This is a genomic window from Actinoplanes sp. OR16 (assembly GCF_004001265.1).
Classification (GTDB): Bacteria; Actinomycetota; Actinomycetes; order Mycobacteriales; family Micromonosporaceae; genus Actinoplanes.
The window spans coordinates 5,016,949-5,038,632 of sequence record NZ_AP019371.1; the positions used below are offsets into that span (position 1 = coordinate 5,016,949).

20 protein-coding genes are annotated in these 21,684 nt (G+C 72.2%); 11 read left to right on the forward strand and 9 right to left on the reverse strand.

Annotated features, from left to right (window positions below; genetic code table 11):
- The first annotated feature begins 49 nt into the window (after positions 1 to 49).
- Entirely contained in the window at positions 50 to 682 is a 633-nt protein-coding gene (locus EP757_RS22970; RefSeq protein ID WP_127549205.1) for a YdbC family protein, read from the forward strand.
- A 1-nt stretch (position 683) separates the two neighbouring features.
- Entirely contained in the window at positions 684 to 1,130 is a 447-nt protein-coding gene (locus EP757_RS22975) for a VOC family protein (RefSeq protein WP_255435024.1), read from the forward strand.
- Between the two features lie 26 nt (positions 1,131 to 1,156).
- On the opposite strand, the gene EP757_RS22980 is transcribed toward EP757_RS22975, so the two are convergent.
- The 7 genes from EP757_RS22980 to EP757_RS23010 form a co-directional block, all read right to left on the reverse strand.
- Positions 1,157 to 1,822: a helix-turn-helix domain-containing protein gene (locus EP757_RS22980; RefSeq protein WP_127549210.1), complete on the reverse strand. Its 666-nt coding sequence runs from the start codon at positions 1,820 to 1,822 to the stop codon at positions 1,157 to 1,159.
- Positions 1,823 to 1,833: 11 nt separating this feature from the next.
- A complete protein-coding gene (locus tag EP757_RS22985) occupies positions 1,834 to 2,193 on the reverse strand; it encodes a hypothetical protein (RefSeq protein WP_127549212.1) in 360 nt (119 codons plus the stop codon).
- Between the two features lie 306 nt (positions 2,194 to 2,499).
- The gene (locus EP757_RS22990) at positions 2,500 to 5,244 is read right to left on the reverse strand and encodes a TIM-barrel domain-containing protein (protein ID WP_232049953.1); all 2,745 of its coding nucleotides are present in this window, start codon (positions 5,242 to 5,244) and stop codon (positions 2,500 to 2,502) included.
- A gap of 149 nt (positions 5,245 to 5,393) precedes the next feature.
- Positions 5,394 to 7,025 carry an ABC transporter permease gene (locus EP757_RS22995; protein ID WP_127549217.1) on the reverse strand — a complete coding sequence of 544 codons (1,632 nt, stop codon included), beginning with the start codon at positions 7,023 to 7,025 and terminating at the stop codon, positions 5,394 to 5,396.
- Positions 7,022 to 7,921 carry an ABC transporter ATP-binding protein gene (locus tag EP757_RS23000; protein ID WP_127549219.1) on the reverse strand — a complete coding sequence of 300 codons (900 nt, stop codon included), beginning with the start codon at positions 7,919 to 7,921 and terminating at the stop codon, positions 7,022 to 7,024. The genes EP757_RS22995 and EP757_RS23000 overlap by 4 nt, the downstream gene beginning before the upstream one ends.
- A 103-nt stretch (positions 7,922 to 8,024) precedes the next feature.
- Positions 8,025 to 9,335: a Na+/H+ antiporter NhaA gene (nhaA, locus tag EP757_RS23005; RefSeq protein WP_127549221.1), complete on the reverse strand. Its 1,311-nt coding sequence runs from the start codon at positions 9,333 to 9,335 to the stop codon at positions 8,025 to 8,027.
- Between the two features lie 166 nt (positions 9,336 to 9,501).
- Positions 9,502 to 10,500, reverse strand: coding sequence for a DUF389 domain-containing protein (locus tag EP757_RS23010; protein WP_174262436.1), 999 nt, complete (start codon positions 10,498 to 10,500; stop codon positions 9,502 to 9,504).
- Between the two features lie 197 nt (positions 10,501 to 10,697).
- Between EP757_RS23010 and EP757_RS23015 the strand changes: the two genes are divergently transcribed.
- Positions 10,698 to 11,489, forward strand: coding sequence for an SGNH/GDSL hydrolase family protein (locus EP757_RS23015; RefSeq protein WP_127549223.1), 792 nt, complete (start codon positions 10,698 to 10,700; stop codon positions 11,487 to 11,489).
- Here EP757_RS23015 and EP757_RS23020 read toward each other — a convergent pair.
- Positions 11,455 to 12,270 (reverse strand): helix-turn-helix transcriptional regulator, encoded by an 816-nt coding sequence (locus EP757_RS23020; RefSeq protein ID WP_127549225.1) that lies wholly within the window; start codon positions 12,268 to 12,270, stop codon positions 11,455 to 11,457. The genes EP757_RS23015 and EP757_RS23020 overlap by 35 nt on opposite strands.
- 100 nt (positions 12,271 to 12,370) lie before the next feature.
- Between EP757_RS23020 and EP757_RS23025 the strand changes: the two genes are divergently transcribed.
- The gene (locus EP757_RS23025; protein ID WP_127549227.1) at positions 12,371 to 13,633 is read left to right on the forward strand and encodes a serine hydrolase domain-containing protein; all 1,263 of its coding nucleotides are present in this window, start codon (positions 12,371 to 12,373) and stop codon (positions 13,631 to 13,633) included.
- On the opposite strand, the gene EP757_RS43285 is transcribed toward EP757_RS23025, so the two are convergent.
- A complete protein-coding gene (locus EP757_RS43285; RefSeq protein WP_174262437.1) occupies positions 13,612 to 13,788 on the reverse strand; it encodes a hypothetical protein in 177 nt (58 codons plus the stop codon). The two genes, EP757_RS23025 and EP757_RS43285, sit on opposite strands and share 22 nt — an antisense overlap.
- A gap of 143 nt (positions 13,789 to 13,931) precedes the next feature.
- Here EP757_RS43285 and EP757_RS23030 point away from each other — a divergent pair, with 143 nt between their 5' ends.
- The 7 genes from EP757_RS23030 to EP757_RS23060 all read left to right on the forward strand — a co-directional run bounded on the left by EP757_RS23030 (position 13,932) and on the right by EP757_RS23060 (position 21,681).
- Positions 13,932 to 15,149, forward strand: a complete 1,218-nt coding sequence (locus EP757_RS23030) for a sensor histidine kinase (RefSeq protein ID WP_127549229.1) — start codon at positions 13,932 to 13,934, stop codon at positions 15,147 to 15,149.
- Positions 15,137 to 15,793 carry a response regulator transcription factor gene (locus tag EP757_RS23035; RefSeq protein ID WP_127549231.1) on the forward strand — a complete coding sequence of 219 codons (657 nt, stop codon included), beginning with the start codon at positions 15,137 to 15,139 and terminating at the stop codon, positions 15,791 to 15,793. Before EP757_RS23030 ends, EP757_RS23035 begins: the two co-directional genes overlap by 13 nt.
- A 106-nt stretch (positions 15,794 to 15,899) precedes the next feature.
- The gene (locus EP757_RS23040; protein WP_127549233.1) at positions 15,900 to 16,634 is read left to right on the forward strand and encodes an ABC transporter ATP-binding protein; all 735 of its coding nucleotides are present in this window, start codon (positions 15,900 to 15,902) and stop codon (positions 16,632 to 16,634) included.
- On the forward strand, positions 16,631 to 19,102 hold the full coding sequence (locus tag EP757_RS23045; protein ID WP_127549235.1) for an ABC transporter permease: 2,472 nt from the start codon (positions 16,631 to 16,633) through the stop codon (positions 19,100 to 19,102). The genes EP757_RS23040 and EP757_RS23045 overlap by 4 nt, the downstream gene beginning before the upstream one ends.
- Positions 19,103 to 19,146: 44 nt before the next feature.
- Complete coding sequence (locus EP757_RS23050) at positions 19,147 to 19,941, forward strand: MerR family transcriptional regulator (protein WP_127549237.1); 795 nt, start codon at positions 19,147 to 19,149, stop codon at positions 19,939 to 19,941.
- Positions 19,942 to 20,026: 85 nt separating this feature from the next.
- Positions 20,027 to 20,941 carry an ATP-binding cassette domain-containing protein gene (locus EP757_RS23055; protein ID WP_127549239.1) on the forward strand — a complete coding sequence of 305 codons (915 nt, stop codon included), beginning with the start codon at positions 20,027 to 20,029 and terminating at the stop codon, positions 20,939 to 20,941.
- Positions 20,938 to 21,681, forward strand: coding sequence for an ABC transporter permease (locus EP757_RS23060; RefSeq protein WP_127549241.1), 744 nt, complete (start codon positions 20,938 to 20,940; stop codon positions 21,679 to 21,681). Before EP757_RS23055 ends, EP757_RS23060 begins: the two co-directional genes overlap by 4 nt.
- Positions 21,682 to 21,684 lie beyond the last annotated feature (3 nt).

Below are 21,684 nucleotides of genomic sequence, written 5' to 3' on the forward strand. Positions count from 1 at the left end.
CGCGGCCGTGCGCGGCAGCGCGAGCATCGCGGGTGGGTAGGGTGGCTCCGTGCTGGTCAAATGGATCACGTGCCGGGTGACCGGCCGTGCGGCGTTCGACCTCGGCCAGCGAGCGTGGGCTCAGCTCCACAGCGTCGACGGCTTCCTGGGCCAGGGCGGCGGATGGAGCAGGGAGACGCCCGGCGTGGCGCAGATCTTCGGATTCTGGAGCGACCCGGCCGCCTATCAGGCCTTCATGGACGGCGCCCACGACCGGATCGCCGCCGCTCAGGCGGGCACCTTCGGCGACATCAGCGTCCGTGTCCTCGATCAGAGGCTCGGCATCGCCGCCGGTCTGCCCGCCGGTCTCGCCGGATCCTCGCTGCTGCGGCTGGCACATTGCCGGGTGCGCGGACATCGGCGTGACCACTTCGTACAAATGCAGGCCTTGGTCTGGAATCCTGGGATGGCAGCGTCCGGCGGCATGCGGGGCGGCGTTCTCGCCGAGGGCGCGGAGGCGGAATTCCTCGTCGTGTCGGGCTGGGAGACGGCCGCCGACCACCAGCGCTACCTCGATGAACGCTTCCACCGGTTGCGGGAGGCCGCAGACCCCGCCGCGGATCTCGAGGCCATCACCGGCGACCTGATCGACATCGAGCCGGGCTGGACCGTCTTCGGCAGATCCGCCCGGACTGATCGGTGACGTGTCCGATTCGTTCAAGACGGGGCCGCGAGAAGTTCGTACCGTCGGATCCGTGGCACCTACATTCAACGCGATCGGCCTCGCCGTGGCCGACATGGCAGCGTCCCTGTCCTTCTACCGCCGGCTCGGCCTGGAGTTCCCGGCCGGCGCCGAGAACGAGCCGCACGCCGAGGCGACAGCCGCCGGAGGCATCCGGCTCATGTTCGACACGCACTCCGCATTGCGGTCCTTCGATCCCGGCTACCGGCCGGGGCCGCCCTCCGGAGGCTGGGCGTTCCTCTGCTCCGACCCCGGCGAGGTCGACAGCACCTATGCCGACCTGTGCGCCGCCGGGTACCCGCCGGAGAAAGCGCCCTGGGATGCCCCGTGGGGTCAGCGCTACGCCCAGGTGCGAGATCCGGACGGCAACGTCGTGGACCTCTTCGCCTGGACCGCCTCAGCGGAGTAACGCCGCCTCAGCGGAGTAACGCCGCCTCAGCGGAGCAGCGCGGTGAGCGGCACGCCGGCCATCGCCCGCACCTCGCGGGCGAGATGGGCCTGGTCGGCGAAGCCGGCCTCGGCCGACACCGTCGCGAACGGCCGACCGGCCCGGCCCAGCATGACGGCCCGCTGCAGCCGCATGATCCGGTGCAGCGTCTTGGGCCCGTAACCGAAAGCGTTGTTGCTGCGCCGCTGCAACTGCCGGGCGCTGAGTCCGCACCGCTCGGCGACCACGCCGGCAGGCAACCCTCGCCGCGCGGCACCGGCCAGGGCGACCATCACCGGATCGGTGCCCTGCCAGCGCCGGCGCGCGGCAGCGGTCAGCGCGGCGACGGGATCGCCGGCCTCGGCGATGGCCCGCACCTCGGCCGCGGGCCACAGCGCGTCCAGCGGCACCCGCTGGTCGACCACCTCGCAGGCCGGCACGCCCAGCACACCGGGCCCGGTCCCGGCGCCGAACCGCAGCGCGGCATGCCGGCTACCGGCTGGGGCGAGCCCGATCTGGGCGGTCGTGTCCGGCCCGGCGACGAAGACCGTGCCGTCCTGCCAGATCAGGTCCAGGCAGCCGTCCGGCAGGATCCGCTTCGGACCCGCGCCGGGCGGGGTGACGCTCCTCCACGCCACGACGTGGGGGAGCGCGGACGCCCATTCCTGGTACACGACCTCACCCTTTACTTCGGGCGTCGCCCGCGTCGCCGGTCGGCGGGTGGGCGCCCGGCCCTGCGCGGCCGGGCCGGCTGGTCATCGGGTGCGTCGACCGCCCCGGGGCTGGAGAACACCACCGGAGCCACGGCGGGGCGCGCCGCCTCCGACTCCGGCGGCGGCCAGACCGGCCCCACGATCGCCGCCGCGGTGACGGCCACCGGCGGTGACAGCAGGTCCAGCAGCCGCTGGGCCTGGCCGGCGTCGAGCCCCCGGCCCGGGTCGATGCGCACCCCCGCCGCGTCGGCCAGATCCTCGATGTCGTGGCTGCTCACCGCCACGGGGCCGAGGTCACTGAGTCGTCGAGCGAAGTCCTGCACACTGATCATGCGTTGCATTCCTCTAGAGCTGGGTTCCCGGACGAGGCCGGCGGTACGGCCGGTTCGGCTCAGGGCTTTCCGTCCAAGGGTAGGCAGAGCCAAACTTCCCGCGCTGCGGAGCCACCAATCATGACTCGGCGGCCGCCTGCGGGGGCGCTCCGTCCGTACCGAAATCGGTCGTGGCCTTTGGGGAATGCGCTCGGCCGGCCTTGACGCATCGTCGGCGGCGACTTCGAGTTCACGGTGCAGCGAGCCGGAGCGGGAACGAAAGATCTTCGTTCCCGCTCCGGGACTCGGGACCGGCTGGTAGCGGCCTCAGGCCGGGCGCTCGGCGCCGGAACGGACGAAGACCGGCATCGTGTCCAGGGTTGTGGTGATCGCGGCGGTGGTGCCGCCCCGGTACTTCTTGCCGGTGAAGTAGTCGGTCCAGGTGCTGCCGGGCGGGAACCACACCGTGGTCGACGCGGTCGTGCCCGGCGTGGTCACCGGCGCCACCAGCAGGTCCGGTCCGTAGAGGTACTGGCTGCCGGCGAAGGCGTACGCCTCCTGCTCCTGCGGGTACGCGAGGTACATGGCCCGGGTGATCGGGGTGCCGGTGCGGGTCGCCTCGGCCGCCGCCGCGTACGTGTAGGGCTGCAGTTTCTTGCGCAGGTTCAGGAATTTCTTCGCCGACGCCTGCGCGGCTTCGCCGTACTGCCAGGGCAGCCGGTCGCTGTGGTTGGAGTGCAGCCGGTCGATCGGCTGGAAGGTGCCGGCCTGCACCCACCGGGCGTACAGGTCGTCGGGCAGTTTCGTGCTGCCCGGCTCGCTGCCCGGCTCCTGCAGCCCGCCGGTGTGCCCGCCGATGTCATGGCTGACGGCGGCCAGGCCGGTGGCCGCCGACTCGGCGGGGGTGTAGCCGACGGTGAACCGCAGCGTCTCCCAGTTGGAGATGGTGTCGCCGGTGAAGTGCAGCGTCGTGCGCTTGTCCGCCCACGGACCGGTCGGCACCGGGCCGGGGTTGCCGTAGCCGCCCGCCTGCAGCGACCCGTACGCCCGGGAGAACGCGAAACCGGTGCGGTCGGCGTACTCCTTGTTGATCAGCGTGTCGCCGGTGATGTCGGTCCGCGATGAGCGGGATCCGTCGCAGCACCAGTCCAGCCACCAGAAGTCGACGTCGGCGTTCATCTGGTCGTGCAGCCAGAAGTACGCCTTCAGCTGGTCGGCGTCGCCGAAGTCGAAGACGTAGCAGTCGGGTCCGCTGTTGCAGCCGGTGCGCTGCAGCCTGCCCTTGGCGATCTCCTGTGCCCGCGGGAACGCCGGGTCGGAGCCGAGGATGCTCGGGTGGATGTTGAGGCCGGTGCGGATGCCCTGCTTGCGGAGAGAAGAAGCGAACGCGTTCCAGTCCGGGAACCGCGTCTCGTCGATTGACCAGCCGTTCCACCTGTCCGGCGCTTTGAAGTCGGTGTCGACCACGAGCACGTCCAGTGGCACACCCTCGGCGCGGAACCGGTTCACGATGTCGGTGAACTCGGCGGCGGTCCGGTCGTAGTACTCGGAGTACCAGACGCCGTACGCCCACTTCGGCAGCAGTTTCGTGGGACCGGTCAGGGTGGACAGCTCCCGCAGCGCGCGCCGGTAGTCCTGTCCGTAGGCGAAGACATAGCCGTCCTGATGATCGGCCGATGTGTGGGAAGCAGAGTCGTCGAGGAGCGACCAGCCGTCCTGGAAGAGCAGGCCGGCGTACGTCCGGGCGCCACCGTTGACCCCGTCCAGCCCACGCCGGTAGCCCCCGAGCGGCGCGTGCGGCGCGAGCAGTGGCGCGGTACGGGCGGTGACCGCCACGGTGTCCACGTTGACATGGCAGCTGGACTCCGTCGGGCAGCCGAGCGCCACGGTGTTCGTCCCCGCTCGCAAGTTCACGGTCACCTGCTGAGTACGCCAGAAGTCCCACCCGCTCGTCGGCGCGAGCGTGGCCGTGACCGCGGGTCCGTCGTTCGCGGTCACCGACACCGTGCGGCTCTGCACCGGCTGGCTGCCGGCCTGCCCGTTGGCGTAGCGCAGCTGCACCCGGTAGTCGCCGGCGGCCGGCACCCCGGTCACGGTCAGCGCCACCCCGGCGTCGGTGCGCTCCAGGCCGGCCAGGAAGCCGTCGCCCGCGTATCCGTTGTGGTCGTCGGCGGATTTCGCCCCACCGGTGAGCGCGCCCGCTTCGGCCTCACAGAGCGTGCCGAACGCGCACGGCTGCGGGCTCGGCGGCACCGGCGCGGGGTACGCCTCGCCCGTCCCCAGCAGCGCAAGGCTGTCGATGTTCACATTGCCGGAATCAGATGGGGTACGGACCAGCGCGATCTGATGGCGACCGGCCGTCAGATCCACGGGAACCGAGGCGAGCGACCAGGTGTCCCAGTTCGCTGTCGGCGGCAGGGTGAGCGTGCCTGCCGCCGCGCCGTCGACCGTGACGGTGAGGGTGCGGCTGACGTTCTGGCCGTCGCCACCGGTGCTGTTGGCGTAGCGGACGCTCAACTGCCGGGTGCCCGCGGTGGCCGGGGTGGCGGCGAAGGTGAGCGCGGATCCGGTGCCTTCGAACCCCGCCGCGAAGCCCGTCCCGGTGAAGTCCCGGTGGTCGGTGGCGACGCTCATCCCGGCCAGTGCCAGGTCTTCGGCTTCGCACAGCACGCCGGCCGCGCACTCGGGCGTTCCCAGGCCCGCCCATGGCGCGGCGGTGACCGGCTGGCGCCCGGCGGTCAGCCGTACCAGGAGATTGTCGTGATCGAACGGCCCGGAACCGACCCGGTAGCGCACGGTGGCGGCGCCCGTGTCGATGGTGAGCCAGCCGTGCGAGATCCGCTTGGTGAAGCGGGTGGGCCGGAAGTCGTCGCGGCCGATCACGTTGTGGGTGTCCTGGTCGGCGAAGTGGCCGCCGGGGGAGTACTCGGTCCTGATCAGCGTGGGTGACAGGACCTGGAATCGGGCGTCACCGGAGATGACCGTCTGTGATCGCCGGTCGGTGGTGTGGGCGCCTGCGGGTGAGGCCGGGGTCAGCGCGAGGCTGCCCGTCACCAGGGCGAGGGAGGCCACGGCGGCGACCCTCCGTCGAACGTGATCGCGCACTATCGCTCCCCATCGGTCGCGAACGAAACCTATCGATCACCAACCTGTCATTCGCCGGAAACGATTGTCAATGGATCAAACAAACCCCCGGTTCCGGAACCGCGAGGGGTGAGGGGTCACCGATCTCTACGGCGATAACCGGCGACTCCGGCGACACCCAGCACCGCTGCGGCAGCGAGCATGGCCGCCGACGCGGTCAGGTCGGGTCCGGTCAGAGGCACCGGCGCGAGGTGGTCGAACGGGGAGATGTCCCGCACCCACGCGGGTGCGGCGACGCTCTCGGCGACGACGAGCAGCAGGAATCCGCCGATCGCCGGCAGGCTGCCGACGAGTCCGGTCCAGCGTGGGGCCCAGCCGGCCGCGAAGACCGCCGCGCCTAGGCTGAGCAGCGCGATCGGCAGGACGTTCCCGGTGCCGCGCAGCGCCGCGTCCACCGGGAGGTCGCCGTCCATCGTGGTGACGCCGATCCAGGTGGCCAGTCCGGCGCCGATGAGCAGGACCACGGCGGCCACACCGGTGGCGACGGCCTCGGCGCCGATCAGGCGTGCCCGGGTGACCGGCCGGCTCGCGAGCAGGGTCAGCCGGCCGTCGGTCTCGGCGGCGACGAACGCGCTGATCCGTACGGCGGTGAATCCACCCACGGGCAGGGCGAGGATGGCGAACAGGGTGGCGGCGAATCCGGTGATGCTGCCCAGGCCCTCGAACCCGGCTTGTGAAGCTTCGCCGGCCAGGGCCGGGTTGTCGTGCAGAAAGCCGGTGACCGACACCGCCGTCAATCCGATCAGCAGGTAGTAGGCGCCGATGCCGATCATCCAGCCGGTCAGGGGTCGCAGCGCCCGGCGTACGGCGAAGGTCTCCACGCTCGCCAGCAGAAGCGTCCGCGCCCGGCGCCCGGACCTCGCCGGGACAAGACCGCCCTGAACGTCGCGGCGGCCTGCCGTGACCAGGGCCAGCGCCGCGACGAGGGTGGTGATCGCGGCGAGGAGCGCCAGGGGCAGAACACGATCGTGGACATAGGGGCCGCTGCGGGCGAGCAGCCCGAACGGCGAGAACCAGTGCAGCCAGGCAAGCGCGGTGACCCCGTCGCCGATCATGCGGGCCAGCAGGCCGAGGCCGAGCACCGTCACGGCGGCGCCGGTCGCCGGCGGCCGCGCCGAGAAGACCTGAGAGCTGAGCGCGGCCACCGCGGCGAAGAACATCCCGAGCAGACCGGTGCCGGCACCGTGCAGGACCGCACCGGCCGGCGCGGTGCCGGACAACAGCAGGACGGCCGTGATGGCGATCGCGGTGGCGGCCGCGACCACCATCACGGCGGCTAGATGCCGGATCATCACGGCGGACATCGTCGGACGCCCGGACAGCAGCACATCCCAGCGGCCGGCGTCCTCCTCGCCGCGGGTGATCCGGGTGACGGCCAGGATCGACCACACACCGATCAGCACCGCGATGACGGTGCCGACCCGCCACACCGTGAACCCGCCGGCGGTGTCCAGGCCGACCGGTGCGCCGAACAGCGTCCGGATCGCCGGGTTGCCGGCCAGGGCCCGCAGGCTGCCGGCGGCCGCCGGGTCCGCCATCACCTGCGCATAGGTGGCGGTGACCAGGGCGGTCATGCCGGCGCTGAGCCCGACGACGATCAGGCCGCCGCGCCGGATCTGGCGGACCGCCAACCCGGTGACGGCCCGGCCGGGTGCGGCAGCGGTGGTGAGGCCGGCGGTGGAGACGGCCGGCAGCGTGCCGGTGTTCATCGCGCCGCCACCTGCTCCCCGTAGTAGTCGAGGAAGATCTCCTCGAGGCTCGGCTCCCGCACCGCCAGGGCGGTGACGTCGGCGGCGGCGAGCGCCCGCAGCGCCGGGGCGGGCGCTCCGGCGAGCGTGAACCGCAGCCGCCCGTCGCCGGCCGGCTGCACCGCGGCGATGCCGGGGATCGCGGTCAGATCGGGTGCGACACCGGTGTAGGAGATCGTCACCTCGCTGCGGTGCAGACCGCGCAGCTCGCTGATCGTCGCCACCTCGGCGAGGCGGCCGGCGCGCAGGATGCCGACCCGGTCGCAGACGGCTTCGACCTCGGCGAGCTGGTGCGAACTGAGGAACACCGTCTGCCCTCGGTCGCGGGCCTGCCGTACCGCGGCGCGGAACTCGCGTTCCATCAGCGGATCGAGGCCACTGGTCGGCTCGTCCATCACCAGCAGCGGCGCCCTGGTCGCGAACGCCGCGACCAGCGCCACCTTCTGCCGGTTGCCCGTCGAGTAGGTACGAGCCGGCTTCGACGTATCGAGCGCGAAGCGTTCCACGAGCTCCGCCTGGTACGCCGCGTCGATGCCGGGGCCGATGGCCGCTTGCAGGTGCAGGATCTCGGCGCCGGTGAGCCGCGGCCACAACGCGACGTCCGCGGGAACATAGGCCAGCAGCCGGTGCGCGCGGACGGTGTCAGCCGCGTCAGCGCCGAACACCCGAGCCCGGCCGGCCGTCGGACGGGCCAGGCCGAGCAGCAGCCGGATGGTCGTGGACTTGCCGGCGCCGTTCGGGCCGAGGAACCCGAACACCTCGCCGGCGGCGACGTCCAGGGTGAGGTCATCGAGGGCGGTGAGACGCCCGTACCGTTTCGTGAGACCGGCGGCGCGCAGCGCGGATTCGCGGGACATGGGAAGCCTTCCGTGGTCGTGCGGACATGACCGCCGACCAGACTTCCCGGCACACCTAGGGCTCACCGTACGCCTGCCCGCACCCGGCGGGAAGTCCCCGCCGTCAGCGCCGCACGGTGTCGTCGTCCCAGAAGTCGGGGATACCGTCGGCGTCGGTGTCGCGTGCCTCCTCGGCGCAGATCCGCCGGTAGTGCCGGTTGCGGGCACGCAGCACCACCATCGCCAGCAACGCGGAGAGCAGTGACCCGGCGAGGATGCCGATGCGGGCGTGCTCGTCCTTCTCACTGCCGGAGCCGAAGGCGAGCTCGCCGATGAGCAGCGACACCGTGAACCCGATCCCCGCCAGCAGTGCCAGGCCGAAGACGTCCCACCAGCTCACCCCGTCGCCGAGGGTGGCCCGGGTGAACCGCTGCACCAGCCACGTCGACCCGAGCACCCCGGCGCACTTGCCCACCACCAGCCCGGCGACGATGCCGATCGTCACCGGGTCACGCAGGGTCTCGCCGAGCCCACCGGCGCCGGCGACCGACACCCCGGCGGCGAAGAACGCGAAGACCGGCACCGCGAAACCGGCCGACACCGGCCGCCAGCGGTGCTCGAAGTGCTCGGCCAGGCCGGGTCCCTCACCGGGGCTGCGGCGGATCACCGGCACCATGAAGCCGAGCAGTACCCCGGCGACCGTGGCGTGCACCCCGGAGGCGTGCACCAGCGTCCAGGTCGCCGCCGCGAGGGGCAGCAGCAGCCACCACGACCGGACCCGCCGCTGCACCAGCACCGCGAACAACCCCAGCGGCACCAGGGCCGCGGCCAGCGGCAGCAGCTGCAGCGAACTGGTGTAGAACACCGCGATGATCAGAATCGCCAGCAGGTCGTCGACCACGGCGAGGGTGAGCAGGAACGTCCGCAGCGCCACCGGCAGATGAGTGGAGATCACCGCGAGGACGGCGAGGGCGAACGCGATGTCGGTGGCGGTCGGCACCGCCCATCCGGACAACGCCCCTCCCGCCATGCCACCGTTGATCGCCACGTAGATCAACGCCGGTGCCGCCATGCCACCGACGGCGGCGGCGACCGGCAGCACCGCCCGCCGCGGGTCACGCAGGTCACCGGCGACGAACTCGCGCTTCAGCTCCAGGCCGGCGACGAAGAAGAAGATCGCCAGCAGCCCGTCCGCAGCCCACTGCGCCAGCGTCAGATCCAGGTGCAGGGCATGCGGGCCGATCTTGAACGCGACCAGATCCTGGTACGCCGGCGCCCACGGCGAGTTCGCCCACGCCAGCGCCAGCACCGCCGCGCCGAGCAACAGCGCCCCGCCGACCGTCTCCGCACGCAGGATGTCGCCTATACGGCTGACCTCGGGCCAGGTGCCCCGGCCGAACAGATGGTGGGCAGGACGAGATGGCTTGCCGGTCACGGGACTCCTTCAGCAGGGCACGATGATGACATCGCCGACCAGGCTTCCCGGCACACCTGCCACCAACTTACCTGGTCGGACCGGGGAACGCAGGATCTGGCCGACGCAGGCCAGCAGGCCGAGCGCTCCGCTCGTCGGCTTCGCGGTGCTTGCGGCCGGGCCTTCGCTAGCCGGGCGGCAACGTCTTCGAACCGCCGATCACGAGGGTCACGACGGCCTCGACGTCGCTGAGACCGGCTGTGTCGAGGTCTTCGCGCAGAGCGGTCTGGTCGGCTTCGGGTGGCCGGCCGATCGCCACCACCTGCAGGATGCCGCGTCGTACCTGGAGGTCGGTGAGCTGCCAGCCCTCCTCGGCGGCCCACCGCTGGGCGACCGGTTGAGCCTTGCCGAGGATCTGCTGTTCCCGCAGAACCTGCCAGCTGCCGTACCCGAGCGGCACGGCGACCAGCAGCAGCGCCAGCCCGACGGTGGCCACCGTCTTGCGGCCGAGCGTTCCGACCGGCAGGCCTGCCGCCCGGGCCGCTTCCTGCAGCCGGGCGGCGACCATGATCGCGGTGCCGGTGGCGATGATCGCGGCGACGTTGGTGCCGAACAGCAGCAGAGCCCCGACCGATTCGCTGTAGGCGCCGGACTCGGCGGTGAGGCCGACGACCGCCAGCGGCGGGACGAGGGAGATCGCGATCGCCACGCCGGGCAGGGTGTCGGAGACGTCCGAGCGGATCAGCGCGAAGCCGCCGACCAGACCGGTGGCCAGGGCCGCGAGCAGGTCGATGAGCCGAGGGCTGACCCGGGACGCGACCTGCGAGTTCGTCGCGGCGGTGACGTCCATGTGGATGATGGTGCCGAGCAGGTAGCCGACGGCCACCACGGCGGCGGCGCCGGCGAGCGTCAGACCGAGGTGGAAGACCAGTTGCCGCCGGTCGGCCAGGACGATCGCCAGGGCCGTGCCCAGGATCGGTGTCATCAGCGGCGCGACGATCATCGCGCCGATCACGGTTGCGGTGGAGTCGGCGACCACGCCGGCCGAGGCGATCACCGCGGCGAGCGTGAGCAGGACCCAGAAGTTCGTCAGGTTGCGCTGCCGGTCGCCGTGGGTGAGGAACAGCCGGGTGACGATCCGGTCCAGGTCGCCGGCGGGCACCCGCAGCCCGGGCCAGACCTTCATCAACAGCACTCCTTCTGAGCGATCAGGTGCGTCTTTCCGGATCCTGCGGGCTGGGGCCGGGAAACACCTCATCCGGGAGGGGTGACGGATCGGCTGCCAGGGATCGGTGATCCCTGGTTGGGTCACGCTCCATATGCGAACGTTCGGCGTCCGCGGGCAGGAACCGCCCGCATATGCGAAGTCGAATGGAGTAGCGCATGCGACTTCTCATCCTCGGTGCGATGCTCGCCTCGCTCGCCGGCACGGTCGTGGTCATCGCCGGACAGGCGCGCGGCGTACAACGCATCGTTCCCGTCGCGATGCAGCCGCCGCCCCGGGCCGAGGGCCTGATCGGCTCGCGGTTTCCCGGCCCGCCCCTGACGATGGTGGTTCTCGGCGATTCCTTCGCCTGCGGCTACGGGGCCGGCCGGCGGCGGGAGACCGTGGGTGTCCTGCTGGCAACCGCCCTCGCCCGGCACGCGGGCCGGCCGGTCCGGCTGCGTCAGCCGGCCTTCGTCGGCGCCATGTCCGCGGATCTGCCGCACCAGGTACGCGCCGCGCTCACCCACGAGCCGGATGTCGCGGTCATCTTCGTCGGTGGCAACGACGTCACCCGGTTCGCGTCGCTCGGAGCGGCGGCACGCCATCTCGGCGACGCTGTCCGGCGACTGCGGGCCACCGGCTGTCACGTCATCGTCGGTACCTGCCCGGACCTGCGCATCCTGCCGCCGCTACGACCGCCGCTGCGCTGGCTGGCATCCCTGCGCAGCCGGTGGCTGGCCGCCGCGCAGACAGCCGAGATCGAGGCCGCCGGCGGTTACCCGATCGCCCTGGGTGAACTGCTCAACCCCTTCTTCGAAGCCGATCCGGTACGTATGTTCGGCGCCGATCGCTTCCACCCTTCCCCGGCGGGCTACGCCCGGACGGCCGCTGTCTGTCTGCCACCGCTGCTGGCCGCGTTACGTGCGGAGGGCGTCATCCCGCAGCGCCGGCCGGCCGGCCGGGGGTGATCAGGTCGCGCAGGTCCGTGCCGTCGCGGGCGGTGAAGACGAGGATGCGCTGCCGGCGGTCGTGGCTGAAGACGACCTCGCAGTCGAGGTCGACCCGGCCCGCCACCGGGTGCAGCAGCGACGTGGTCTCCTGCCGGCAGAGCCGAACCTCATGGTTGTCCCACAGGCCGCGGAACTCGGCGCTCTCGGCCAGCAGCGTCGCGATCATCTGCTCGGCTTCGGCGGGATCGGGTTCCAGGTCCGCCGCGGCCCGGACCGCGGCGGCGTAGGTGGCGCTCTGGGCGGCGTAGATGTCCGGGGGATAGATGCCGCGTTCCTGCGGCACCATGAACCACCGGAAGTAGCCGCTGCGTTCCAGACCCGTGTAGTGCGTCTGGTCACCGAACAGTTCGAGGGCCAAGGGGTTCTGCAACAGCGTGTGGGCCAGGTTCGACATGACCATCGCGGGATTGCCGTCGAGCGCGTGCAGCACCCGGCGCAGCCCCGGATCGACCCGGTCGAGGACGGCGGTCTGCTGGGGCGGGTTGTGGCCGATCAGGTGGAACAGGTGATCGCGCTCGTCGACGGTCAGATCCAGCGCCCGGGAGAGCGCCGACGCCACCTCGGGTGACGGACGCGGGCCGCGCCGCTGTTCGAGCCGGGTGTAGTAGTCGATCGAGATGTAGGCGCGTTCGGCGACCTCTTCGCGCCGCAACCCCCGGGTCCGGCGGGGCGTGCGGTGAGCGGGGGTGAGGGCCGCCCGGCGGTGTCGCAGAAAGTCTGCCAACTCTTCGCGATTCACCTCGTGATCTTAAGTCGCCGCTGCCAGGGACCCTCGATCCCTGGTACGGCTCTGTGCTGCGTGCCACCGTTCGGTGTCTTACGAGCGAGGAGAGATCGACTTGGTTCTCAAAGTGCACGTGCCGTCGGCCATGGTTCACGGTGATGTGGAGCAGGGCTACGGACCGGTCGCCGATGCGTTCCGGCGCAACTTCGAGCAGGGCCGGGAGGTCGGCGCCGCCTGCGCGGTCTACCGCGACGGCCGCAAGGTGGTCGACCTGTGGGGTGGCTACCGCAACGGGGTGACCCGCGAGCCGTGGAGGAGCGACACGATGGTGCCGGTCTTCTCCACGAGCAAGGGTGTGTCGTCGATGGCGGTCGCGGTGCTGCACGCACGCGGCCTGCTGGATTACGACGAGCGGGTGGCCGCCTACTGGCCCGAGTTCGCAGCCTCCGGCAAAGGCGATGTCACGGTACGCCAGCTGCTCTCCCACCAGGCCGGCCTGCCGGTCATCGACCGCCCGCTCGATCTGGCCGACCTGTCGGGTTCCGTGACGCTGGCCGCCGCGCTGGCGGAACAGCGCCCGGCCTGGACGCCCGGGGAACGGCACGGCTATCACGGCCAGACGCTGGGCTGGTACGAGAGCGAACTCGTCAGCCGGGTCGACCCGCACGGCCGCCACCTGGGCCGGTTCTTCGCCGAGGAGGTGGCCGCGCCACTGGACCTCGACTTCCACATCGGCCTGCCGGAGCACGCCGACCGCGGCCGCATCGCCCGGATCCACGGCTTCCGGACCTGGGAGATGATGCTGCACATCACGGCGATGCCGCCCGCATTCGCGTGGGCGTTCGCGAACCCGCGGAGCCTGACCGCCCGCGCGTTCCAGAACCCGCGGGTGCTCGGCGTCCCCGAGAACATCAACCGGCCCGACGTGCAGGCCGCGGAGATCCCGGCGGTCAACGGCATCGGGCAGGTGCGATCGATCGCGCGGCTCTACGGCGACGCCGCGGCCGGTGGCGCCGGGCTCGGGCTCACCACCTCGACGCTGGACGCGCTGAAGAACCCGGCCCGGACGCCGTCGCGGGGACTCGCTGACGAGGTGCTGCGCCTGCCCACGCAGTACTCGCTGGGGTATGTGAAGCCGTTCCCGGCGTTCCGGTTCGGATCCGCCTCCGGTACGGCGTTCGGCACGATGGGTCTGGGCGGCTCGTTCGGCTTCGCCGACCCGGACACCGGGATCGGTTTCGCCTACGCCATGAATCGGCTCGGCTTCCACCTGTGGGACGACCCGCGGGAGGTGGCGCTGCGGGAGGCGTTGTTCGGCCGGGTGCTCGGCGAGATGCCGCAGCGACCCGACACCGTTCAGCGCTCCCGGCGCCGGTAGTGGTCGGCCACCAGCCCGGCGCCGCACGCCAGTGTGATCAGCCCGAAGGCGAGGCTGACGACCGTCGCCCCGATCGACGAGGTGACGGCGTTGATCGCCAGACTGATGATCAGCAGGAGCCAGAGCGCTGGGCGCAGGTGGTCGCGATTCGTCATGACTCCACGCTAGGAATCCGGGCACGCCGTGACGATCCCGCCACCGCGACGATCAGTGGTACAGCCTGCTGTACTGCCCGGCGGCCGCACAGCGCCTAGTCTTCCGCACGGAGCACGAAGCACGGCACGAAGCGGGAGGTGGCATGCGGCGGCGGGTGCGTGACGCGGTTGACGCGCTGGAACATCTCGTCGGCGGCCTCGGCACCTCGATCCTGGCCATGGCGGGATTGTTCTGGCTGCTCACCGTCGTGGTTCTGAGCCTGGTCGGGGTGGGACTACCGCTGATCGGCGGCTCGCTGCGGATCGTGCGCTCGATCGCCGACCGCGAGCGCGGACGCCTGGCCCGCTGGGGTCCCGGCATCGTCGGCCCGGCGCCGATACCGGAGCGGACACTCGACGCCCTGCGTGATCCGGCTGTCCGCCGCGAGCTGGCCTGGCTGCCGGTGCACGCCACGTTCGGTTTCGTGGTGGGATTGTTCGGGCTGCTGCTGCCGCTCTCGGCCGTGCAGTCCCTGACGTTCCCGTTCTGGTACCACCTGGTGCCGCCGGGCGAGGCCGCCCCGAACATCCCGTTCTGGAACGTCGACAGCCGAGCCGAATCGATCGGCGTGGCACTGGTCGGGGTGGGCTGGCTGGCCGTGCTGCTCATCGCCGGTGGGGGACTGGCCCGGGCGCAGGCATGGCCGGGCCGCCGCCTGCTGGGCCCGCTTCCCGGCGCCGATCTGAGCCTGCGCGTCGTCGAGCTGACGGCGACCCGAGCCGCGGCCCTCGACGCTCACGCCGCCGAGCTGCGCCGCATCGAGCGCTCGCTGCACGACGGCACCCAGAACCGGCTGGTCGCGGTCACCGTCCTGCTCGGTGCGGCGCGCCGGGCGCTGGCCCGCGACCCGGCGACCGGCGCGGAACTGCTCGATCGCGCCCAGCAGGCCGCCGAGCAGGCGCTCGGCGAACTGCGGACGGTGGTCCGCGGCATCCTCCCGCCGGTGCTCGACGACCGGGGTCTGGCCGGCGCCCTCGACGGTCTCGTGGCCGGCTGCGCTCTGCCCTGCCGGCTCACCGTCGACCTGCCGGCCCGCTGCGCGGTGTCGGTCGAGGCCACCGCTTACTTCGTGGTCGCCGAGGCGCTGACCAACGCGGTGAAGCACAGCGGCGCCACCGGGGTGACCGTCGCGGTGCGCATCGCCGGCGACGAACTGGTGATCGATGTCGGCGACGACGGCCGGGGCGGCGCCGACGAGAGCTCCGGCTCCGGGCTGGCCGGCATCCGCCGCCGGGTCGAGGCGCACGACGGGCGGTTCGCCCTGACCAGCCCACCGGGTGGGCCGACGACGATGAAGGTGGAGCTGCCGTGCGGATCGTGATCGCCGAGGACGACGCCCTGCTGCGGGAAGGCCTCGCACTGCTGTTGCGGGCCGAGGGCCTCGACGTGGTGGCCACCGCCGGCACACCCGCGGAGTTCCTCGCGGCGGTGGGTGAACAGGAGCCGGACGTCGCGATAGTCGACGTGCGCATGCCGCCCACCCACACCGACGAGGGCATCGTGGCCGCCCGTGAGGCCCGCGGCCTGCGTCCCGGCCTCGCGGTGCTCGTCCTGTCCGCGTACGTGGAACAGACCTTCGCCACCGAGCTGCTGGCCGGCGGCGCCGAGCGGCTCGGCTACCTGCTCAAGGAACGGGTCGGCCGGGTCGAGGAGTTCCTCGCCGCGTTGCACCGGGTGGCCGGCGGCGGCACGGCGATCGACCCCGAGGTGGTCGGCCAGCTGCTGGCCCGCAGCCGGCCCGACGCCGCACTGGGCCGGCTCACCCCGCGCGAACGCGAAGTGCTCTCCCTGATGGCCGAGGGGCTCGGCAACTCCGCCATCGCGGAACGCCTGTTCGTGACCGACGGCGCGGTGCACAAGAACATCCGCCACATCTTCGCCAAGCTGGGCCTCGCCCCCACCGACCAGGTCGACCGCCGGGTCACCGCGGTGCTGCACTACCTCGACGGCACCGCGCGGCGGTAGCGCCTGCTGTACCCCTGATCGGGCGGCCAGCGGGATGGGAGCCGGCCGCCGATCTCCATAGCGTTCTCCGTGTGCACCGACGTCCACGAAACACGGAGGCGAGAACATGACGGTCCGGGTCGAGAAACTCACCCGCACGTACGGCGCGGGCTCTGCGGCGGTGACCGCTCTGGCCGGCGTCGACGCCACCTTCGGCCGGGGCACCTTCGTGGCGGTGATGGGCCCGTCGGGTTCCGGCAAGAGCACGCTGTTGCAGTGTGCCGCGGGTCTCGACCGGCCCACCGGCGGCCAGGTCTGGATCGGCGACACCGAGATCTCCCGGATGAGCGAGGCCGGACGCACCGAGCTACGTCGTGATCGGATCGGTTTCATCTTCCAGGCGTTCAACCTGATCGGCGCGCTCACCGTCGAGGAGAACATCCTGCTCCCGCTGCGACTCGCGGGCACGACCCCCGACCGGGCCTGGCTCGCCTCCGTGATCGAGCGGATCGGCCTGACCGATCGGCTGCGTCACCGGCCCGCCGAGCTGTCCGGCGGTCAGCAGCAGCGCGTCGCGATCGCCCGGGCCCTGGCGACCCGGCCCGACGTGATCTTCTGCGACGAACCCACCGGCGCGCTCGACAGCAACACCGCGGCCGAGGTCCTCGCGCTGCTGCGGGCGGTCGTCGACGAGCACCGCCAGACGGTCGTCATGGTCACCCACGATCCGGTCGCCGCCTCGTACGCCGACCGCGTCCTGGTCCTCGCGGACGGCCGGATCGTGTCCGACACCCCGCAGCCGGGCGCGGCCCGCATCGCCGAGCAGCTCACCGCACTCGACTTCCGGGGAGCCCTCCGATGATCAGCCTTGCCTTCCGGATGCTCCGGCACCGCCCGGGATCCGCGTTCGCCACCTTCCTCGCCCTCACCGCCGGCGCGACGATCCTCGTCTCGATGGCCGTGCTGGTCGAGTCCGGGCTGCTGCACCGGCCGCAGCCACGGCACTACGCCGCCGCCGACCTGGTCGTCGCCCGTCCCGAGATCACCGTGACCGGCAAGGACTTGGACGGAACCACGCTGACCAGCCGGGTGGATCTGCCCGAGGGCGGCACGCTCGAAGCCGGTCTGGCGCAGCGCCTGCGGCAGGTGCCGGGCGTGTCGGCCGCCGTCGCCGACCGGAGCATCCCGCTGCTGACCGCGGCGGGTCCGGCCACCGGCCACGGCTGGGACAGTGCCGCGCTCGCGCCGTACCGCCTGATCGCCGGGCGGGCGCCGCAGCGGGACGACGAGGTCGTGCTCGACGCGCGCACCGCCGCCGGTTCGGCACCCGGCGCCCGTACCGAACTGGTGGCCGGCGGTGTCGCCGCCGGCTATCGGATCAGCGGCATCGTCGAGGCCGCGACGGCCCGGGTGTTCTTCACCGAGGGCCGGGCGACGACGCTGGCGCCGCGCCCGGGCCGTGCCGACGCCGTCGGTCTCACGCTGGAGCCCGGGGCCGACCGCGCCGCGATTGACCGGCTGGCTGCCGAAGCCGGCGCCGAGGTGTTCACCGGTGATGCCCGTGGCCGGCTCGAACACACCGGTGACACGGTGGCCGCCGGCCTGCTGGTGCAGATCGGCGCCTCGTTCGGCGGCTACGTCGTGATGCTCGTCGTCTTCGTGGTCGCCGGCACCGTCGGTCTCTCCGTGCGCCACCGCCGCCGCGACTTCGCTCTGCTGCGTGCCATCGCCGCCACGCCGGCCCAGGTGCGCCGGATGGTGACGGCCGAAGCCGCGCTGATCGCCGCCGCCGGTGCCGCGCTCGGCGTGCCGGCGGGCCTGTTCGCCGTCCGCTGGGTGCAGCGCGAACTGACCATGCGCGGCTTCCTGCCGGAGGGTTTCCCGATGGCGCCCGGTCTCCTGTCGGCAGCGGCCGTCGCCGTGACCACGATCCTGGTCGCGGTGCTGGCAGCGCTGGTCGCGGCGCGCCGGATCACCGGGATCCGCCCGGTCGAGGCCCTCGGGGAGGCCGCCGTCGAACCCGCCGGCCGCAACCGGGTCCGGCTGGTCAGCGGCCTGATCGTGGTCGCGGGCGCGGTCGGTTCCAGCACCGTCACGGTGGGCGCCGGCGGTCAGGTCGCCCTCGCCGGGGCGATCGGCATGCTTTATCTGTACGTGATGGCAGTCGCGTTGCTGGCTCCCTGGATCAATCGGGCGGCGACCCGCGTGCTGCAGCCGCTGCTGTCGCGGATCTGGGGCGCGGGCGGTCACCTGGCCGTCGCCAATCTGCGCGCCAACGCCCGGGGAACGGCCACCGTGCTGACCGGGCTCGTGCTCGCGGTCGGTTTCGGGGGCTCGGTCTGGTTCGTCCAGGACAACCTGGAGCGCAGCGCTGTCGTCCAGGCCCGGGACGGCCTGCTCGCCCCCTGGGCAGTCAGCTCACCGGCCGGTCTCGCGCCCGCGACGGCGGCGAAGGCCCGCGAGCTGCCCGGAGTGCGGTCGGTGACCGCCGTGCGGCGTACCTCCGTCGTCGTGAAGATCTTCGGTGGGGAATCGGAGACCGTGCCGGTGATGGCGGTGGACGACGTCTCCGCCTTCGACCTGGGTGTCACCGAAGGCAGCATGGCGGACCTGCGGGGCCCGGCGATCGCGGTCTCCGGCATCCGGGCCGCGAGTCAGGGCTGGGACCTGGGGGAGCGGGTGCCGCTGTGGCTCGGCGACGGCACCCCGGTGACGCTGCGTGTGGCGGCGATCTACGACCGTGGACTCGGGTTCGGTGACATCGTGCTGCCGCACGACGTGGTGATCGGCCACACTGCCCGCGCCACCGACGACGAGGTGCTCGTGAGGCTCGCTCCCGGCGCCGCCCTCGACCCACGCCTGACCGCTCTCGGCCCCGGGGCGACGCTGATCGACACCGGTCAGCGTGCCGGCCGGCTCGCCGCCGACCTCGCCCTGTCCGCCTGGCTCAACCGGATGCTCATCGGCGTGATGGTCGGCTACGCCGTCCTGGCGGTGGCGAACACCATGGTGATGGCCGCGCTGGCTCGCCGCCGCGAACTGGGGCTGCTGCGCATCGTCGGGGTGACGCCACGGCAGGTCCGCCGGATGGTGCACGCCGAACAGGCCGGTCTGCTCGGCGTCGCCGTGGTGATCGGCGGGTCCGTCGCCGCCCTCACTCTCGTCGCGGTGGTTCGTGCTCTGACCGGCGACCTCGTTCCGTACGTACCCCCGCTGGGTTTGATCATCGTGGCCGGTGGCGCCGCGCTGCTGGCGCTGACCACGACGATCCTCCCGATCGGCTACCTGCTGCGCACGCCGCCGCTGGAACACCTCGGTGTCAAGGAGTAGGTCCGGCTTGACCTTGTGCCCGCTGCAAGGCTCACCCTGACATCATGTTGTCGATCAAAGACTTCAGCGAGATGACGCACCTCTCCGCGCAGACGCTGCGGTACTACCACGCCGAAGGTCTGCTCGTCCCCGCCCGGGTCGACGAGCAGACCGGCTACCGCTCGTACACCTTCGACCAGGTCGAGCAGGCCATGCTGATCACCGTGCTCCGGCAGGCCGGCCTGGGTGTCCCGCAGGTCCGGCGGGCGCTCGCCGAACCGGACGCCGCGCCCGCTCTGCTGAGCGAGCACGCCGCGCACGTCCAGCGGCAGCGCGACGAGCAGGACGAGGCGATCCGGACCGCGCGGGACCTGCTGCGGACCCGGCCGCAGCCGTGCGTGCGGCACGTCCCGGCGATGACCGTGGTGTCGAGACCGGCGCCGGTCACCCCGTTCGGTGAGGACCGGCAGGAGTGGGAGCTGACCGAGGCGGCGCTGACCGCCGCGACCGACGAGCTGATCGAGGCCGTGACGTCGTGCGGCGCGACGCCGGCCGGTACGCCCTGGCGGATCCTCGCTCCCGGGTCCGCGCTCGCCGGGGACGGCACCCGCTGGCTGGTGCGGACCGCGGTCCACGGCGCCGCGGTCCTGCCCGCCGGCATGGAGGTGCGGGAATCCGCCGCCGGCGAGGAACTGTCGATCACCATGCCGGGTCGCAGCTCGATGGCGAAGTACGGAACGGCGATCAGCCGGTTGCTCGCCCACCCGATCGACGGGGCCTTCCCGGACATCGGGCGGCTGCGTCACCTGGTCCACGAGGACGGCGTCGAGTACAGCGCGCCGCTTCGCCGCGTCACCTGACAGCGGCCCGTGGTACCGCGGTACCACGGGCGAAGGGCACCGTGGTCGGATGGCTGCGAGCCGCGGCGTCCGTAGCGTCGTTCCCGTGATCGAAGTGCGAGAACTGACCAAGAAGTACGGCGCCGTGGCCGCGGTCGAGGACGTGTCGTTCCGGCTGGAACCGGGTGTCGTCAACGGGTTCATCGGCCCCAACGGCGCGGGCAAGTCCACGACGATGCGCCTGATGGTCGGCCTGGACCGGCCGACGTCCGGGCGGTGCCTGATCGACGGCCGGCGGTATCAGGACCTGGACGCGCCGTTGCGGGCCGTCGGTGCGCTGCTCGACGTGGAGGCGATTCATCCGGGCCGCAGCGGGCGCAACCACCTGCGCACCCTGGCCCGTACGCACGGCATCGCCGACCGGCGCGCCGACGAGCTGCTCGAGATGGTCGGGCTGGCCGACGTGGGCGGGCGGCGCGTCGGCGGATACTCGCTGGGCATGCGTCAGCGGCTCGGCCTCGCCGCGGCGCTGCTGGGTGATCCGGCGGCGCTGCTGCTCGACGAGCCGGCGAACGGCATGGACCCCGACGGCATCATCTGGATCCGATCCCTGCTGCGGTCACTGGCCCGGGAGGGGCGCGCGATCCTGGTCTCCAGCCATCTCATGGGTGAGCTGGCGCAGACCGCCGATCGGCTCATCGTGCTCGGCCGGGGACGGATCATCGCGGACGCCCCCGTCGCCGAGCTGATCTCCCGCAACGCGACCCGGACGGTGCAGACCCGCACGGACCGGCCGGAGGACCTGGAGAGGCTGCTGCGCGAGCACGGCGCCGCGGTCGCCCGGCAGCCGGACGGCGGCCTCGAAGTCACCGGGATGGACGCCGCCGGCGTCGCCGTACTGGCGCACCGCGCCGGCATCCTGCTGCTGGAGAACGTCACCGTGCCCGCCTCACTGGAGGACGCGTACCTCGCCCTGACCCAGAACCATGCCCGCCACCTCGTGGAAAGGCTCCCGCGATGAGGGCGGCGCACCTGTTCGCGGCCGAGTGGCTGAAGGTGCGCACGCTGCGCTCCTTCCGGGCCTGCGCTGTCGCGGCGGTGATCCTCGCCATCGGGGGCGCCGTGCTCGCGGGGTCCGCCTACACCGACCCGGCGTTCGCCGAGGGCCTGACCGCGCGGGACGCCGCCGCCGATGTCTTCGGCTGGCCTTCGGCCGTCCTCCGGATTCCCCTGCTCGTCCTGGCGGTGCTCGTGCTCGGTTCGGAGTACGCCGGAGGCGCGATCCGGGTGACGTTCGTGGCAGCGCCGCGCCGGATCGAGGTGCTGGCCGCCAAGGCGCTGGTGGTGACGGTGGCGGTGGCCCTGCTGGCAACGCTGTCACTGTCGCTGGGTTACGCGGCTGCCTTACCTCTGCTGCGCCGGGCAGGCCTGACCGACGTGCCGTTGGGCACAGTGCTGAGCCTGCTGGGCGGCGAGGTCGGATACTGCGTTCTCGTGGGACTGTTCGCGTACGCCGTGACGCTGCTGGTGCGCAACACCGCGGCCGGCGTCGCTCTCACGCTGGGTGTCCTCCTGCTGCTGGGATTGGTGCTGGCCGTGCTCGACATCTGGGTGCGGTTCGACCTGACCGGCCTCGCGTTCTCCGCCGCCGCGTCGCAGGTGACGACCGATCCGTTCTCCCGTGCCCTGCCCGTCGTCGTCGGATGGCTGGCGGTTCCGGCCGTGTTCGGCACGCTGGCCGTGGTTCGCCGGGACGCGTGAGAG

What these genes read in the sequence shown, in the direction of transcription:
- EP757_RS43285 (WP_174262437.1), bottom strand. Translation starts at nt 13,788, where the DNA reads ATGACGAATCGCGACCACCTGCGCCCAGCGCTCTGGCTCCTGCTGATC.
- EP757_RS23030 (WP_127549229.1), top strand. Translation starts at nt 13,932, where the DNA reads ATGCGGCGGCGGGTGCGTGACGCGGTTGACGCGCTGGAACATCTCGTC.
- EP757_RS23045 (WP_127549235.1), top strand. Translation starts at nt 16,631, where the DNA reads ATGATCAGCCTTGCCTTCCGGATGCTCCGGCACCGCCCGGGATCCGCG.
- EP757_RS23060 (WP_127549241.1), top strand. Translation starts at nt 20,938, where the DNA reads ATGAGGGCGGCGCACCTGTTCGCGGCCGAGTGGCTGAAGGTGCGCACG.
- EP757_RS22995 (WP_127549217.1), bottom strand. Translation starts at nt 7,025, where the DNA reads ATGAACACCGGCACGCTGCCGGCCGTCTCCACCGCCGGCCTCACCACC.
- EP757_RS23015 (WP_127549223.1), top strand. Translation starts at nt 10,698, where the DNA reads ATGCGACTTCTCATCCTCGGTGCGATGCTCGCCTCGCTCGCCGGCACG.
- EP757_RS23050 (WP_127549237.1), top strand. Translation starts at nt 19,147, where the DNA reads ATGTTGTCGATCAAAGACTTCAGCGAGATGACGCACCTCTCCGCGCAG.
- EP757_RS23000 (WP_127549219.1), bottom strand. Translation starts at nt 7,921, where the DNA reads ATGTCCCGCGAATCCGCGCTGCGCGCCGCCGGTCTCACGAAACGGTAC.
- EP757_RS23010 (WP_174262436.1), bottom strand. Translation starts at nt 10,500, where the DNA reads ATGAAGGTCTGGCCCGGGCTGCGGGTGCCCGCCGGCGACCTGGACCGG.
- EP757_RS22985 (WP_127549212.1), bottom strand. Translation starts at nt 2,193, where the DNA reads ATGATCAGTGTGCAGGACTTCGCTCGACGACTCAGTGACCTCGGCCCC.
- EP757_RS23040 (WP_127549233.1), top strand. Translation starts at nt 15,900, where the DNA reads ATGACGGTCCGGGTCGAGAAACTCACCCGCACGTACGGCGCGGGCTCT.